This is a genomic window from Shewanella sp. AS1 (assembly GCF_021412565.1).
Classification (GTDB): domain Bacteria; phylum Pseudomonadota; class Gammaproteobacteria; order Enterobacterales; family Shewanellaceae; genus Shewanella.
This window is the reverse complement of sequence record NZ_JAKCLJ010000001.1, coordinates 767833-781642: the sequence shown is the minus strand read 5'-3', so window position 1 is coordinate 781642 and position 13810 is coordinate 767833. Positions and strand designations below refer to the sequence as shown.

General features: G+C 47.8%; 10 protein-coding genes and 3 tRNA genes. 4 read left to right on the top strand and 9 right to left on the bottom strand.

What is annotated here, in order from left to right; translation table 11 throughout:
- The first annotated feature begins 5 nt into the window (after positions 1 to 5).
- From LZP69_RS03445 to fabV, 3 genes are all read left to right on the top strand, one after another.
- Complete coding sequence (locus LZP69_RS03445) at positions 6 to 1019, top strand: peptide ABC transporter ATP-binding protein (protein WP_234198775.1); 1014 nt, start codon at positions 6 to 8, stop codon at positions 1017 to 1019.
- The gene (locus LZP69_RS03440) at positions 994 to 1779 is read left to right on the top strand and encodes a peptide ABC transporter ATP-binding protein (RefSeq protein WP_234198774.1); all 786 of its coding nucleotides are present in this window, start codon (positions 994 to 996) and stop codon (positions 1777 to 1779) included. Before LZP69_RS03445 ends, LZP69_RS03440 begins: the two co-directional genes overlap by 26 nt.
- A 104-nt stretch (positions 1780 to 1883) precedes the next feature.
- Complete coding sequence (gene fabV, locus LZP69_RS03435) at positions 1884 to 3086, top strand: enoyl-ACP reductase FabV (protein WP_234198773.1); 1203 nt, start codon at positions 1884 to 1886, stop codon at positions 3084 to 3086.
- A gap of 284 nt (positions 3087 to 3370) precedes the next feature.
- Here the strand turns inward: fabV and LZP69_RS03430 are convergent, their stop codons facing one another.
- From LZP69_RS03430 to LZP69_RS03390, 9 genes are all read right to left on the bottom strand, one after another.
- A complete protein-coding gene (locus LZP69_RS03430; RefSeq protein WP_234198772.1) occupies positions 3371 to 5236 on the bottom strand; it encodes a SurA N-terminal domain-containing protein in 1866 nt (621 codons plus the stop codon).
- Positions 5237 to 5456: 220 nt separating this feature from the next.
- Positions 5457 to 5729, bottom strand: coding sequence for an HU family DNA-binding protein (locus tag LZP69_RS03425; RefSeq protein ID WP_011866302.1), 273 nt, complete (start codon positions 5727 to 5729; stop codon positions 5457 to 5459).
- A 255-nt stretch (positions 5730 to 5984) separates the two neighbouring features.
- The gene (gene lon, locus LZP69_RS03420) at positions 5985 to 8342 is read right to left on the bottom strand and encodes an endopeptidase La (protein ID WP_234198771.1); all 2358 of its coding nucleotides are present in this window, start codon (positions 8340 to 8342) and stop codon (positions 5985 to 5987) included.
- Positions 8343 to 8468: 126 nt separating this feature from the next.
- The gene (gene clpX, locus LZP69_RS03415) at positions 8469 to 9749 is read right to left on the bottom strand and encodes an ATP-dependent protease ATP-binding subunit ClpX (RefSeq protein WP_234198770.1); all 1281 of its coding nucleotides are present in this window, start codon (positions 9747 to 9749) and stop codon (positions 8469 to 8471) included.
- Between the two features lie 84 nt (positions 9750 to 9833).
- On the bottom strand, positions 9834 to 10445 hold the full coding sequence (clpP, locus tag LZP69_RS03410; protein WP_234198769.1) for an ATP-dependent Clp endopeptidase proteolytic subunit ClpP: 612 nt from the start codon (positions 10443 to 10445) through the stop codon (positions 9834 to 9836).
- 89 nt (positions 10446 to 10534) lie between these two features.
- Positions 10535 to 11839: a trigger factor gene (gene tig, locus LZP69_RS03405; protein ID WP_234198768.1), complete on the bottom strand. Its 1305-nt coding sequence runs from the start codon at positions 11837 to 11839 to the stop codon at positions 10535 to 10537.
- Positions 11840 to 12092: 253 nt separating this feature from the next.
- Positions 12093 to 12168: transfer RNA gene (locus LZP69_RS03400), tRNA-His, on the bottom strand.
- A 7-nt stretch (positions 12169 to 12175) separates the two neighbouring features.
- Positions 12176 to 12252, bottom strand: a tRNA-Arg gene (locus tag LZP69_RS03395).
- Between the two features lie 136 nt (positions 12253 to 12388).
- A tRNA-Pro gene (locus tag LZP69_RS03390) sits at positions 12389 to 12465 on the bottom strand.
- A 453-nt stretch (positions 12466 to 12918) separates the two neighbouring features.
- Here LZP69_RS03390 and folD point away from each other — a divergent pair.
- Positions 12919 to 13773 carry a bifunctional methylenetetrahydrofolate dehydrogenase/methenyltetrahydrofolate cyclohydrolase FolD gene (gene folD, locus LZP69_RS03385; protein ID WP_234198767.1) on the top strand — a complete coding sequence of 285 codons (855 nt, stop codon included), beginning with the start codon at positions 12919 to 12921 and terminating at the stop codon, positions 13771 to 13773.
- The last annotated feature ends 37 nt before the right edge of the window (positions 13774 to 13810 follow it).

Sequence of the window (13810 nt, the reverse complement as noted above, 5' to 3'; positions counted from 1 at the left end):
AGTTCATGCCCTTATTGGATGTGAGAAATTTAACCATCATTCTGGATACTCCCCATGGGCGTGTCAAAGCCGTCGAGCGGGTCAGTTTGACCGTTAACGCCGGTGAGGTTCACGGCTTAGTCGGCGAGTCAGGTTCGGGGCGTTCCCTATTGGCACGCGCCATCCTGGGGATCCCTGGTCATAACTGGACGATTCAGGCCGATCGCATGATGTGGGAAGGGCAGAATCTGATGGAGATGAGCTCAAAAGAGCGCCGTGCGCTTATGGGCAGCGAAATGGCCATGATCTTCCAAGATCCTATCAGCAGTCTGGATCCCACCATCTCGGTCGGAGTGCAGATCATCGAGGCTATGCCGGAAAACAAGAGCATTGCCTGGTGGAAACGGGAGAAGGATAAACGGATCAAGGCACAGCAATGGCTGCATAAAGTTGGGATAAAAGAGTCAGAAAAGGTGATGGCCAGCTACCCTTGGGAGCTGTCTGACGGTGAATGTCAAAAAGTGATGATCGCCATCGCAGTCGCCAATCAGCCCAAATTGCTGATTGCCGATGAGCCCACCAACTCAATGGAGATCAGAACCCAGGCACAGATCTTCCGTCTGCTGAGTAAATTAAATCAGCTGCAAAATGTCTCTATCTTGCTCATCAGTCATGAACTTGAAACCATGTCTCAGTGGTGCGACCGTCTGTCTGTCATGTACAGTGGGCAGATCATGGAGTCGGGGCCAACGAGCGAACTTATCGCCCAGCCCTATCATCCCTATACCAAGGCATTAGTGGATAATATTCCCGATTACTCAGACGTGGACAGTCATAAGACCATGATGAATACCCTGGCGGGGTCGGCGCCTGCGCTGCAGCACCTGCCTATCGGTTGCCGCCTTGGCCCGAGATGCCCTCAGGCGCAAAAACGTTGTGTCAATCAGCCCCACCTCAGTCACCATAAAGATCGCTATTTCGCGTGTCATTTCCCCTACCATAGTGAGCTATCTAATGACGACACCCTTACTAAAAGTTGATCAGCTGAGCAAAACCTACTACGCCGGCTATAAAGGGTTTAAGCGCCAATATAATCATGCCCTAGAGCCGGTCTCATTCGAGTTGGGCAGGGGCGAAACCTTAGCTGTTGTAGGGGAAACAGGCTCAGGGAAAAGTACACTTGCGCGTATTTTGGTAGGCGCAGAAGAGCGAACCAGTGGCGAGATCCTGTTCGAAGGGGAAGTGTTGGAGAGTCGCAACCTGAAACAGCGCTGCCGTCTGATCAGGATGATTTTTCAAGACCCCAACACCTCACTCAATCCCAGCATTACTGTGGGCGAACTATTGGACGAGCCGCTGCGTTTTAACACAAAACTGAATAAGCAGGAGCGCCAGGAGCAGGTATTCGATAGGCTAAGAAAAGTCGGCTTATTGCCCGAACATGCCGAATTCTACCCCCATATGATCTCCGAAGGGATGAAGCAGCGAGTCGCCGTTGCCAGGGCTCTTATGCTTAACCCGAAAATTATTATTGCCGATGAGGCCCTGACCGCACTGGATCTCTCAGTACGATCGCAAATTCTGAATCTGTTGCTAAAATTGCAACAGGAGATGGGGTTATCTTATATTCTGGTGTCTCACAACATGAATATAATCCGCCACTTTAGCGATAAGATCATGGTGCTCCACAAAGGCAAAATGGTGGAAAAGGCGACAACAGAAAAACTGTTCAACTCGCCACAACATGAATACACACAGAGGCTTATTCAAGAGCAGGCTATGTTCTCCTATAAGCGTTAAACTGCTCCAACCACTCTGGCTAAAAAGCTGAATTACTAAAAAACATGTGCCATTTCTTGTTGGTTTAATTATCCTTATGGCACTTTTTCAAGAGAAGCAGAAACATGATAATCAAACCAAAAACACGCGGCTTTATTTGTACAACCACCCATCCGGTTGGCTGCGAAGCAAATGTGCTTGAACAAATTAACCTCACTAAGGCAAATGGCCCTGTCGCCAATGGTCCTAAGAAAGTCTTAGTGATCGGTTCATCGAGTGGCTATGGTCTATCGTCACGTATCGCCGCCGCATTTGGTAGCAATGCTGCCACCATAGGTGTCTTTTTTGAAAAACCCGGTACTGAAACTAAGCCAGGTACCGCTGGTTGGTATAACTCGGCTGCCTTCGATAAGTTTGCCAAAGAAGCCGGACTCTACTCGAAAAGCCTCAATGGCGATGCTTTCAGCCATGAAGCCAAGCAAAAAGTGATCGAGCTTATCAAACAGGACTTAGGTCAGGTTGACATGGTGGTCTACTCATTGGCCTCACCTGTCAGAAAGATGCCAGACTCAGGCGAATTGGTACGTTCATCACTTAAACCTATCGGTGAGACCTATCATTCAACGGCTGTCGATACCAACAAAGATATGATCATCGAAACCAGTGTTGAGCCTGCCACAGAGCAAGAGATCAAAGACACTGTCACTGTGATGGGCGGTGAAGATTGGGAACTATGGCTCAATGCCTTAGCCGATGCTGGCGTCTTAGCCCCTGAGTGCAAAACTGTTGCCTATAGCTACATTGGCACAGAGCTTACCTGGCCTATCTACTGGCATGGCGCCTTAGGTAAAGCCAAGATGGATCTGGATCGCGCCGCCAATGCGCTTAACAATAAACTGTCTGCCACTGGCGGTAGCGCCAACGTTGCCGTGCTGAAAAGTGTGGTGACCCAAGCCAGTTCAGCCATTCCTGTAATGCCACTTTATATCGCCATGGTATTTAAGAAGATGCGTGAAGCAGGCCTGCATGAAGGCTGTCAGGAGCAGATCAACCGTATGTTTAACGAGCGTCTGTTCCGTGCCGATGGCGCTGCACCGGCTGTTGATGATGCAAACCGTCTTCGTCTAGACGACTGGGAGCTAAGAGATGAGATCCAGCAGCACTGCCGCGATCTATGGCCACAAGTGACCACTGAGAATCTGAGCGAGCTAACGGATTATCGCGAATATAAAGAGGAGTTCCTCAAGCTATTCGGTTTCGGTGTTGTTTCAGTCGATTACGATGCAGATGTGAACCCAGAAGTTAACTTCGACGTTGAGCAGTTCTAAAACACTGCCACATTAAAAACATAATAAAAAGCCACGATTTTTATCGTGGCTTTTTTTGTGCCAGTCCCCTAGCTGTAATTTTCCTGAATCTTGCGCAAACCGCTTGCGCACAAAAACTTCAAATACTGGGTTCCCATCACAAATTTTAAATACCGAGTCTCACCACAAGTTTTAAATGTTAGTCGGCGTATGGGTAAAGCCGCAGCAACAAAAAAGCCAGTTGCATTAATCAACTGGCTTTCTACTTGGCCTGACACTGAGTTCAGGCACTCATTTAGCTATTTTTACTCTGCAGTCGTGTATAACACTTCGCTCTTGGCCTTCAGCAAGCCAATCAACGCACGGTAATCGTTTTCACTGTACTGAGAGGTCAAACGTTGCTCCAACGCTTTGAGGGTCTGGGCATCGACTGTGTCGATGGCATTTACCTTATCCAGTACCACAACCGCATAACCGTTAGCCAATGCTGCGGTATCGACCACAAGCTGCTCACCTGGCTGTGCCATGGCAAAGGCTTTACGCACGATAGCCGTGTCGATAGATTGGTCGAAACGCGTCAGCTCGGCTTTTGCAGTCAGTTCGGTTGCACTCTCACCGGCTTTAAGAGTCGTCATCAGATCTTGTGCTTTTTGACGAGCCAGCTCATTAGCCTTGTCCTGCTTGAGGCGAGAGACAATAGCGTCTTTGACTTTATCGAAGCTTAAGGTACCTGCCTCTGTGTGAGTCTTCACACGGACAACCATCACATGATTAGCACCCAGCTCAATAAGATCACTGTTCATACCATCGAGCAGCACAGTGTTAGAGAAGGCGGCCTTAATCAGCTCAGGCGCGTTAAATGGCTCAGGCGCATTATCACGGGTGAACACGGGAGACGTTTTCACCTCAGCGCCCACTTCTTTAGCGGCTTCGGCTAAAGTATCAGGCACTTCATAGCTCACGTCGGCAAGACGCTGCTGCAATCCATAAAACTTGTCGACGGCATGCTTGTTCTTCAGGCTCTCGACTATGTCAGATTTTACGTCATCGAAAGGTGCCGTTGAACCTGCCTGTACATCGAGTAATTTAACGATATGGAAACCGAAACTGGTTTTCACCACGCCAGAGAACTGACCTTTGTTCAGGCTAAAGAGTGCGTCATCGAAAGCACTTTCCATGACCCCTTGTTCGAACCAGTCCAGTTGGCCCCCCTGCTCGGCGCTGAAGCTATCATCTGAGCTGCTCTTGGCTAATTCGGCGAAATCGCCACCCGCTTGCAGCTTGGCCTCAATCTCATCGGCCTTAGTTTTAGCTGCCGCTTCATCATCGCCAAAGTTAATCAGGATATGTGCCGCTAAACGCTTTTCAGGCTGCAGATACTGCGCCTTGTTCTCATCGTAATAAGTACGTGCTTCCTCATCAGTCACTGTGATGTCGCTGGACATATCGGCAACGTTAAGTTCAACATACTCAAGAGACACTGTCTCGGGGCGAACAAATTGATTCTGATTGGCTTGATAGTCGCTGTTAGCTTCTTCATCGGTAACAGAAACTTGATCGAGGAAAGGTGTCGCATCGACAACATAATAACGGATATCACGGGTCTGTCCCTGGAGTTTGCCAAGATAATCGGCTTCACCGGGCAACACAAATTCTGAACCAACGAGCGAGACAATTAACTGGCGGCGAGTCATATCGCTACGCATCATGTCGCGAAAGTTGCTGGCGTTATAGCCTAACTGGCGGATCAGGGCTAAATATCTGTCATTATCGAACTTGCCGTCAGTTTGAAAGGCAGGCTCATTAATGATGGCGTTCTTAATCTGAGCATCAGAAACGGTTAAACCGAGTTCTTCGGCGCTCTGATCGATTAACTTATCGGCAATCAAACGCTCTAGTACGCTCTGTTTAACACTGGCTAAATAATTTTCATTGTTGGCCAGCGCATTATACATATCACCCAGTTGCTGCTCTAATCGGGCACGCTCGCTTTGATAGGCTTGCTCTAACGCCGCCTGACTGATCTCTTCACCGTTTACTGTGGCTGCAGAGGGCTCGCTAGATGAGCCTAAATAGCTACTTACACCAGTAAAAGCAAAGGACAGTATGACAAGAACTAGAATGCTTTTTGCAATCACGCCCTGGGAGCCTTCGCGAATCTTTTCTAACATCAGACTTCTCGCTCGTTGCATTAAAAATAAAAAGGCGCATACCTGAAGGATGCGCCATTTTTGTAAATTGTCAGACCTAGTTTACTTCATACGTAATTTAGGCCAACGCTGTGATAATGAAACTACATCATCAACAACCTTATCGTAAAAAGCACTGCTTTAGCAGTGCTTCGCTTTTACTAAGTAAGGCTTACAAAGGCCACCTTAACTAAGTTTTATCTTAGTTTACAGCGTCTTTCAGTGCTTTACCTGCTTTGAATGCAGGAATATTTGCCGCAGCAATCTTGATCTCTTTACCAGTCTGTGGGTTGCGACCAGTACGTTCAGCACGTTGACGAACTTCAAAAGTACCAAAACCAACTAGAGAAATCTTATCGCCATCTTTTAGGCCATCAGTCACAGCAGAAATAAAAGAATCTAGAGCACGGCCAGCTGCCGCTTTAGAAATATCAGCACCAGAAGCGATTTTCTCGATTAGTTCAGATTTGTTCATGTCATCCCCTTGAAATTAATTTTGCGCCGCAACCAAATCCTTCTTTAGAGCGGTCTGCGGAGGCTTTTTATAACAAGCTTGAAACAAAAGTTCAAGCCAAATAGGAAAACCTAAGAAATAAAATTGGAATATGCTCAAAACCAGTAGCGCCAAGGCTTGTAGCTAAAAGCTATCCACCAACCTAGGCTACCACAGGTTTGAATTTTAAAAAGCCCTTTTTGCATTTTTTTTAATGCAAATAAGCATTTTCTTGCGTTACCCCAAATTTTTAACAACTTCGAAGCCTTCTACTGGCCTTTCTAACGCCAGTTTAAGGACTTCATCGACCCAGCGTACCGGACGAATCTCAAGATCGGCCACCACATTGGCTGGGATCTCTTCTAAATCACGCTCATTCTCTTTCGGAATAAGCACCAATTTAGTGCCGCCTCTGTGTGCCGCAAGCAGTTTCTCTTTCAAGCCGCCTATAGGTAATACCTCACCACGCAGCGTGATTTCACCTGTCATGGCAACATCGGCGCGCACGGGATTGCCAGTTAAGCTGGACACTAAGGCTGTGCACATTGCCGCACCAGCCGATGGACCATCTTTTGGCGTTGCACCTTCGGGTACGTGCACATGGATGTCGCGCTTCTCGTAGAAATCTGGATTAATGCCAAGCTGCTCAGCACGGGCTCGTACCACTGTCATGGCCGCCTGAATCGATTCCTGCATCACATCACCAAGGGAGCCTGTATAAGTCAGCTTACCTTTACCTGGCACTGAGGTCGCCTCTATGGTCAGCAGATCGCCGCCCACTTCGGTCCATGCCAGCCCAGTGACCTGACCTATCTGGTTATTGGATTCAGCCTTGCCATAATCGAAACGCTGTACGCCAAGGAAAGACTTAAGGTTATCCTGGGTCACTTCCACGCGCTTGATCTCTTTATCCAGCAAAATCTGTTTCACCACTTTACGACAGATCTTAGACAGTTCGCGCTCTAGGGCACGTACACCAGCTTCGCGGGTGTAATAGCGGATGATACCGATAATGGCACTCTCATCGACTCGAACTTCGCTGGCCTTAAGGCCGTTACGCTCAATCTGTTTCGGCAACAGGTGCTGCTTGGCGATATTGAGTTTTTCATCTTCTGTGTAGCCCGATAGGCGAATCACTTCCATACGGTCTAAAAGTGGACCAGGAATGTTCATCGAGTTCGATGTGGCCACAAACATCACATCGGACAGATCATAATCCACTTCCAGGTAGTGATCGCTAAAGGTCGCATTCTGCTCGGGATCCAGCACCTCAAGCAGTGCTGAAGCCGGATCGCCACGCATGTCTGAGCTCATCTTGTCTATTTCATCGAGCAGGAAGAGCGGGTTCTTAACACCCACTTTAGACATCTTCTGGATCACTTTACCCGGCATAGAGCCAATATAAGTACGGCGATGACCACGGATCTCCGCTTCATCACGCACGCCGCCTAAGGCCACGCGCACATACTTACGTCCAGTGGCTTTAGCAATCGACTGGCCTAATGAGGTCTTACCCACACCCGGTGGGCCGACTAAACAGAGGATAGGCCCTTTAAGCTGTTTCACTCGGCTCTGAACCGCCAGATACTCTAAAATACGCTCTTTGACTTTCTCCAAACCGTAATGGTCTGTGTCCAGTACTTCCTGTGCCTTGGCCAGGTTGCGCTTGATTTTCGAGCGCTGTTTCCAGGGCACAGAGATCATCCAATCCACATAGCTGCGCACCACAGTGGCTTCGGCCGACATGGGCGACATCATCTTGAGTTTATTGAGCTCTGCAGTCGCCTTATCTCTGGCTTCATCGGGCATGCCCGCTTCTTCAATCTTACGGGTCAACGTTTCAAACTCATCATGAGACTCGTCGATATCGCCGAGCTCTTTCTGAATCGCCTTCATCTGCTCATTGAGGTAATACTCGCGCTGGCTCTTCTCCATCTGCTTTTTCACCCGCGAGCGGATACGTTTCTCCACCTGCAGCAGATCGATTTCCGACTCCATCATGGCCATCAGATATTCGAGACGCTCAGAGACATTGACCATCTCGAGCACAGTCTGCTTGTCTTCGAGCTTCAACGGCATGTGCGCCGCCATGGTATCGGCCAGACGCGCCGCCTCATCGATCCCCGACAGTGAGGTTAAGACTTCCGGCGGGATCTTCTTGTTGAGCTTGATATAACCTTCGAACTGACCGATGGCTGAGCGAACTAAGACTTCCTCTTCTTTGTCGGCTAGCTCCTGCGACTCAAGATATTGAGCCGTCGCGACAAAGTATTCGCTTTCGCTGGTGTATTTTTCGATACGCGCACGTTGGCCACCCTCAACCAGCACTTTAACTGTGCCATCGGGTAACTTGAGTAGCTGTAAAATCGAGGCCACGGTACCGACATCAAAAATATCATCTGTAGTCGGTTCATCTAATTCGGCATCACGCTGTGCCACTAAAATAATCTGCTTATCCTGCTCCATCGCTGCCTCTAGGCAACGAATAGATTTTTCCCGGCCAACAAATAAAGGGATCACCATGTGGGGATACACTACTACATCACGCAGAGGTAGTACGGGGAGTTCGATTCGCGCTTCACGCTCTAAGGTCATAGCTCGATTCCGTTTGCTAACATACTTAGTCAGTATATTGGGGTAGTTTAAGTGGTTTCAATGGCTAAAATAAAAAAAGGAGCCCGTTGGACTCCTTAATGATTATTTCGATTGATGCTCGCCGATTTATTGTTCGGCAACGGCTGATTTTGGCTCGGTGTTTTCGTAAATCAGAATAGGATCTGACTCACCGTTCACCACAGACTCATCGATCACCACTTTAGCCACATCCTCAGAGGAAGGAAGATCATACATAGTATTGAGTAAAATACCTTCCACAATGGAGCGTAGACCACGGGCACCCGTCTTACGTGTCATCGCTTTCAAGGCAATCGCCTTGAGTGCATCTTCCCTGAACTCCAGCTCGACGCCTTCCATATCAAACAGTGCAGCGTACTGCTTGGTCAAAGCGTTTTTCGGCTCGGATAGGATCTGGATCAAGGCTGACTCATCCAGTTCAGACAAGGTAGCCAGTACAGGCAGACGACCGATAAACTCAGGAATTAAACCGTACTTAACTAAATCCTCCGGCTCAACCTGGGACAACATATCTGACATAGTCGCCTTATCAGACTCGCCTTTGACTTCGGCGCCAAAACCTATGCCTGTACCTGTGTGTGAACGCTGTTCCACCACTTTTTCAAGACCGGCAAATGCGCCGCCACAGATGAAGAGTATCTTAGAGGTATCGACCTGCAAGAACTCCTGCTGCGGGTGTTTACGTCCACCTTGAGGCGGCACTGCGGCAACTGTTCCTTCGATGAGTTTCAGCAGCGCCTGCTGCACACCTTCCCCGGACACATCACGGGTAATAGAAGGGTTATCCGACTTACGGCTGATTTTGTCGATCTCATCGATATAGACAATGCCACGCTGAGCCTTTTCAACATCGTAGTCACACTTCTGCAAAAGCTTTTGGATGATGTTTTCCACATCTTCCCCCACATAACCCGCTTCGGTCAGTGTGGTAGCATCGGCCATAGTAAATGGCACATTCAAGAAACGTGCTAAGGTCTCGGCCAATAAGGTTTTACCGCTACCTGTAGGACCAATCAGCAGGATATTACTTTTACCTAACTCTACACCATCGATGGGAGAAGCATTTTTCAGACGCTTGTAATGGTTATAAACGGCAACCGACAGGACTTTCTTCGCCTTATCTTGCCCAATAACATAATCATCAAGATGCGCTCTGAGCTCATGTGGCGTAGGTAACTTCTCTTGATCTTGCTTAGGTGAGATCTCACGGATCTCCTCACGGATAATATCGTTACACAGCTCGACACATTCGTCACAAACATAAACAGAAGGACCAGCAATTAGCTTACGAACTTCATGCTGACTCTTTCCACAAAAAGAGCAGTACAGCAGCTTTCCGCCATCACCGTTGCTTTTGTTATCGCCCATCACTTTACCTCTTTTGCAGTTTCACTCACTGCACAATTCATTTTACCGTCATCTATTTGAGCATAGCTCAGCAAGCAACAATTATCAGCTTCGTTTGTCTAAGACTGAGTCAACCAGACCATATTTTTCAGCTTCGGTTGCACTCATGAAGTTATCACGATCGGTATCGCGTTCGATAACCTCTAATGGCTGGCCCGTATGATCTGCCAACATCTGATTCAACTTATTCTTGATGCCTAAGATCTCTTGAGCATGAATAGCGATATCTGACGCTTGGCCCTGGAAACCACCCAATGGCTGATGGATCATCACCCGCGAGTTTGGCAGACAATGACGCTTACCCTTAGCGCCCCCTGCAAGCAAAAATGCGCCCATGCTTGCGGCCTGGCCGATACAAACAGTGCTCACATTCGGCTTAATGAACTGCATGGTATCATAGATGGCCATACCAGCAGTGACTGAGCCGCCCGGAGAGTTGATATAAAGGTAGATATCTTTATCTGGACTTTCAGACTCTAAAAACAGCAATTGGGCCACAATGAGGTTAGCCATATGTTCTTCAACCTGACCCACCAGGAAGATAACCCGCTCTTTTAAAAGGCGTGAATAGATATCATAAGAACGTTCACCTTTAGCAGTTTGTTCAACCACCATAGGTACGAGGGCATTCAGTACTGATTCTGGCGCAGTTTGCATTATTGATTTCCCTAAAATAAAAATGGCTCGCATGAGAGCCTCATACGAGCCATTATAAATGGCTAATAGCCATTTAAGTCAAGCATAGCTTATGCTTGGCCAGTAGCCTTGTTCATAAATTCTTCGAAATTGACTTCTTTTTCGGTCACTTTCGCAGAATTTAATAGAGCCTCAACCGCTTGCTCTTCAAGTGCTACGTTGCGCATGTTCTGCATCATTTCCTGGTTGTTGTTGTAGTATTCAACAACTTCGCTTGGATCTTCATAAGCAGAAGCCATAGATGCGATCAGAGCTTGTACGCGCTCATCGTCAGCTTTCAGCTCGTTAGATTTGATCACTTCGCCCAGTAACAGACCCACTTTTACGCGGCGCTCAGCTTGCTCAGTAAATAGATCCGCTGGCAGTTCAGGCATGTTAGCCGCTTGCTGACCAAAACGCTGCATCGCTTGCTGACGCAGAACGTTCACTTCGCCATCAACTAACGCTTTTGGAAGATCAAGTTCGTTTTGCTCAAGCAGACCGTTTAGCACTTGATCTTTCACATTCGCCTTAAGGGCTTGTTCAAGTTCACGGGCCATGTTCTTGCTGATCTCAGACTTAAGTGCTTCAAGACCGCCTTCAACAACACCAAAGAGTTTAGCGAACTCGTCGTTCACTTCAGGAAGCTTAGCTTCTTGAACTTCTTTCAGTGTAATTGCGAATTTAGCCGCTTTACCTTTTAGATTCTCAGCGTGGTACTCTTCTGGGAAAGTCACGTCGATATCGAAAGTTTCACCGGCTTTGTGGCCTTGGATACCGGCTTCAAAACCTGGGATCATACGACCACTGCCTAACTGCAGTTCGAAATCTTCAGCTTTACCGCCTTCAAACTCTTCACCGTCAACGCTGCCGACGAAGTCGAACTTAGCTTTGTCACCTTCGGCGGCTTCACGGTCAACCGCTTCAAAAGTGGCGTGTTGCTTACGCAATGTTTCGATCATGGCGTCAACATCGGCGTCCTTCACTTCAGACACTGGCTTTTCAACTTCAATCGCTTCTAGACCTTTTAGTTCTACTTCTGGGTAGATCTCGAAAGTAGCGACGAACTGGAAGTTCTCAGCATCGGTTTCACCTGGAACGAAAGTGGGTGCGCCGGCTGGATTTAACTTCTCTGCGATGATGGCTTCAATAAAGTTACGCTGCATCACTTCACCAGTGATATCTTGACGTATAGCCTTACCATAACGCTTATTGATCACGCTCACAGGTACTTTACCTGGACGGAAACCAGGGATACGTGCACGCTTAGCTTCATTTTTCAAACTATCAGAAACGGCTTTTTCGATCTGTTCCGCTGGAACAGAAATCGTTAGGCGGCGCTCTAAACCTTGTGTTGTTTCTACAGAAACTTGCATTGTTTTACCTCGAAATATGTCAAACATCTTTTTGTAATAGTCGAACTCTCAACTATTAAGGTATTCGTTTCTTGATCTAAAAAAACGACTAAAATGGCTTGGTAACTGGGCTTGGCAGTCGTTGCACATAGTTGAAATTTATCAAGACGCGACATTATAGCCACGGTTTTGTACAGAGTCGAGCCTCAATGGCCGAATTCCGGACGTAAAAAAAGCGACCTGAGGTCGCTTTTTTTATTTCTTCTTAAAGAAGTGGGGTGACTGATGGGACTTGAACCCACGACAACCGGAATCACAATCCGGGGCTCTACCAACTGAGCTACAATCACCACTGTTTGGTACGCCCGGCAGGATTCGAACCTGCGGCCATCCGCTTAGAAGGCGGATGCTCTATCCAACTGAGCTACGGGCGCTTCGCTATGAACCGGGTTCATATCCTAACTGGGCTAAATAACGCCAAGACGTTATTTTAATATGTGGTCGCTGCCGTAATAAAAGTGAGGATTCGAGTCTCTCACCACTTTAAATTGACAACAATCATTTTGAATTTGGTCGGTGATAAAGGATTCGAACCTTTGACCCTCTGGTCCCAAACCAGATGCGCTACCGGGCTGCGCTAATCACCGAGAGTTGCTTATCTATTAAGCTGGCTGTTTTAAGAGGTTCCCCCTCTGGTCCACTTTTATCCCAAGCTTTTTTCCAAAAGAAAAGGATACGCGACTGGACTGCGCTAATCACCGAGATGTTTCACTAAGGAGTCTCTCCCTGAGAACGGAGCGCATCTTATCCCCTCCCCCTGAGGCCGTCAACGATTTTTTTGCGATGACTAATCAGGTGCTTAATTTAGCATCTATTTCACCCAGCTGCATTAAATCGATTGGCAAAACAGGGGGCAAAAATAAAAATGCAGCCAACACCCCCATGTAGTCGGCATTACAGGCAATGAAACCCGATTTCATTATCCATAATTTAAAACTATCTGTTATTGAGTGAAATCAATGACACTCATAAAGCCCCCTGCTAAAATGGCGCCGTTTTCAACATCGTGCAGTAAAGCAGTAGAAAGGAAACCCTACCCTATGACAGCCAAAATAATTGATGGCAAAGCGATCGCACAATCTATTCGAACTCAGTTAATAACAAAGGTTAATGCCCGCAAAGAGGCCGGCCTGCGTATTCCTGGTTTAGCAGTAATTTTAGTTGGTGCCGATCCTGCCTCACAAGTGTATGTCGGCAGTAAGCGTCGAGCCTGTGAAGAGGTTGGATTTTTATCCCAATCTTTCGACCTCCCCACTGATACCTCTGAAGAAACGCTTCTGCAACTGATTGACCAATGTAACCAAGACCCCACAATCGATGGCATCTTAGTTCAACTGCCACTTCCTGATCATATCGAAGAATCTAAAGTCATCGAACGGATCCGTCCCGATAAAGACGTAGATGGTTTCCATCCCTATAACGTCGGCCGTCTGGCACAACGTATTCCTGTACTGCGCTCTTGCACCCCTATGGGGATCATGACGCTTATCAAATCTACCGGCATCTGCACTCAAGGGCTGGATGCTGTGGTTGTCGGTGCCTCCAATATCGTTGGTCGTCCGATGACACTCGAGCTGTTACTCGCTGGCTGCACCACCACCACTTGCCATCGTTTTACCCACGATCTTGAAGATAAAGTGCGCCGCGCCGACCTGGTCGTAGTGGCTGTGGGTAAACCCCACTTCCTGCCCGGTGAGTGGATTAAACCTGGCGCTATCGTCATCGATGTGGGCATTAACCGTTTAGAAGACGGGCGTTTGGTTGGTGATGTAGATTATGATGTCGCCAGCGAATTTGCCAGCCACATCACTCCGGTTCCCGGCGGTGTGGGTCCTATGACCATTGCCAGCCTGCTGGAAAACACCCTGTATGCTGCCGAGAATTATCACGACTAACTCATTTTCGTGATTCAAGCTTCGAGCTTCAAAACTC

What these genes read in the sequence shown, in the direction of transcription:
- LZP69_RS03445 (WP_234198775.1), top strand. Translation starts at nt 6, where the DNA reads ATGCCCTTATTGGATGTGAGAAATTTAACCATCATTCTGGATACTCCC.
- LZP69_RS03440 (WP_234198774.1), top strand. Translation starts at nt 994, where the DNA reads ATGACGACACCCTTACTAAAAGTTGATCAGCTGAGCAAAACCTACTAC.
- fabV (WP_234198773.1), top strand. Translation starts at nt 1,884, where the DNA reads ATGATAATCAAACCAAAAACACGCGGCTTTATTTGTACAACCACCCAT.
- LZP69_RS03430 (WP_234198772.1), bottom strand. Translation starts at nt 5,236, where the DNA reads ATGTTAGAAAAGATTCGCGAAGGCTCCCAGGGCGTGATTGCAAAAAGC.
- LZP69_RS03425 (WP_011866302.1), bottom strand. Translation starts at nt 5,729, where the DNA reads ATGAACAAATCTGAACTAATCGAGAAAATCGCTTCTGGTGCTGATATT.
- lon (WP_234198771.1), bottom strand. Translation starts at nt 8,342, where the DNA reads ATGACCTTAGAGCGTGAAGCGCGAATCGAACTCCCCGTACTACCTCTG.
- clpX (WP_234198770.1), bottom strand. Translation starts at nt 9,749, where the DNA reads ATGGGCGATAACAAAAGCAACGGTGATGGCGGAAAGCTGCTGTACTGC.
- clpP (WP_234198769.1), bottom strand. Translation starts at nt 10,445, where the DNA reads ATGCAAACTGCGCCAGAATCAGTACTGAATGCCCTCGTACCTATGGTG.
- tig (WP_234198768.1), bottom strand. Translation starts at nt 11,839, where the DNA reads ATGCAAGTTTCTGTAGAAACAACACAAGGTTTAGAGCGCCGCCTAACG.
- folD (WP_234198767.1), top strand. Translation starts at nt 12,919, where the DNA reads ATGACAGCCAAAATAATTGATGGCAAAGCGATCGCACAATCTATTCGA.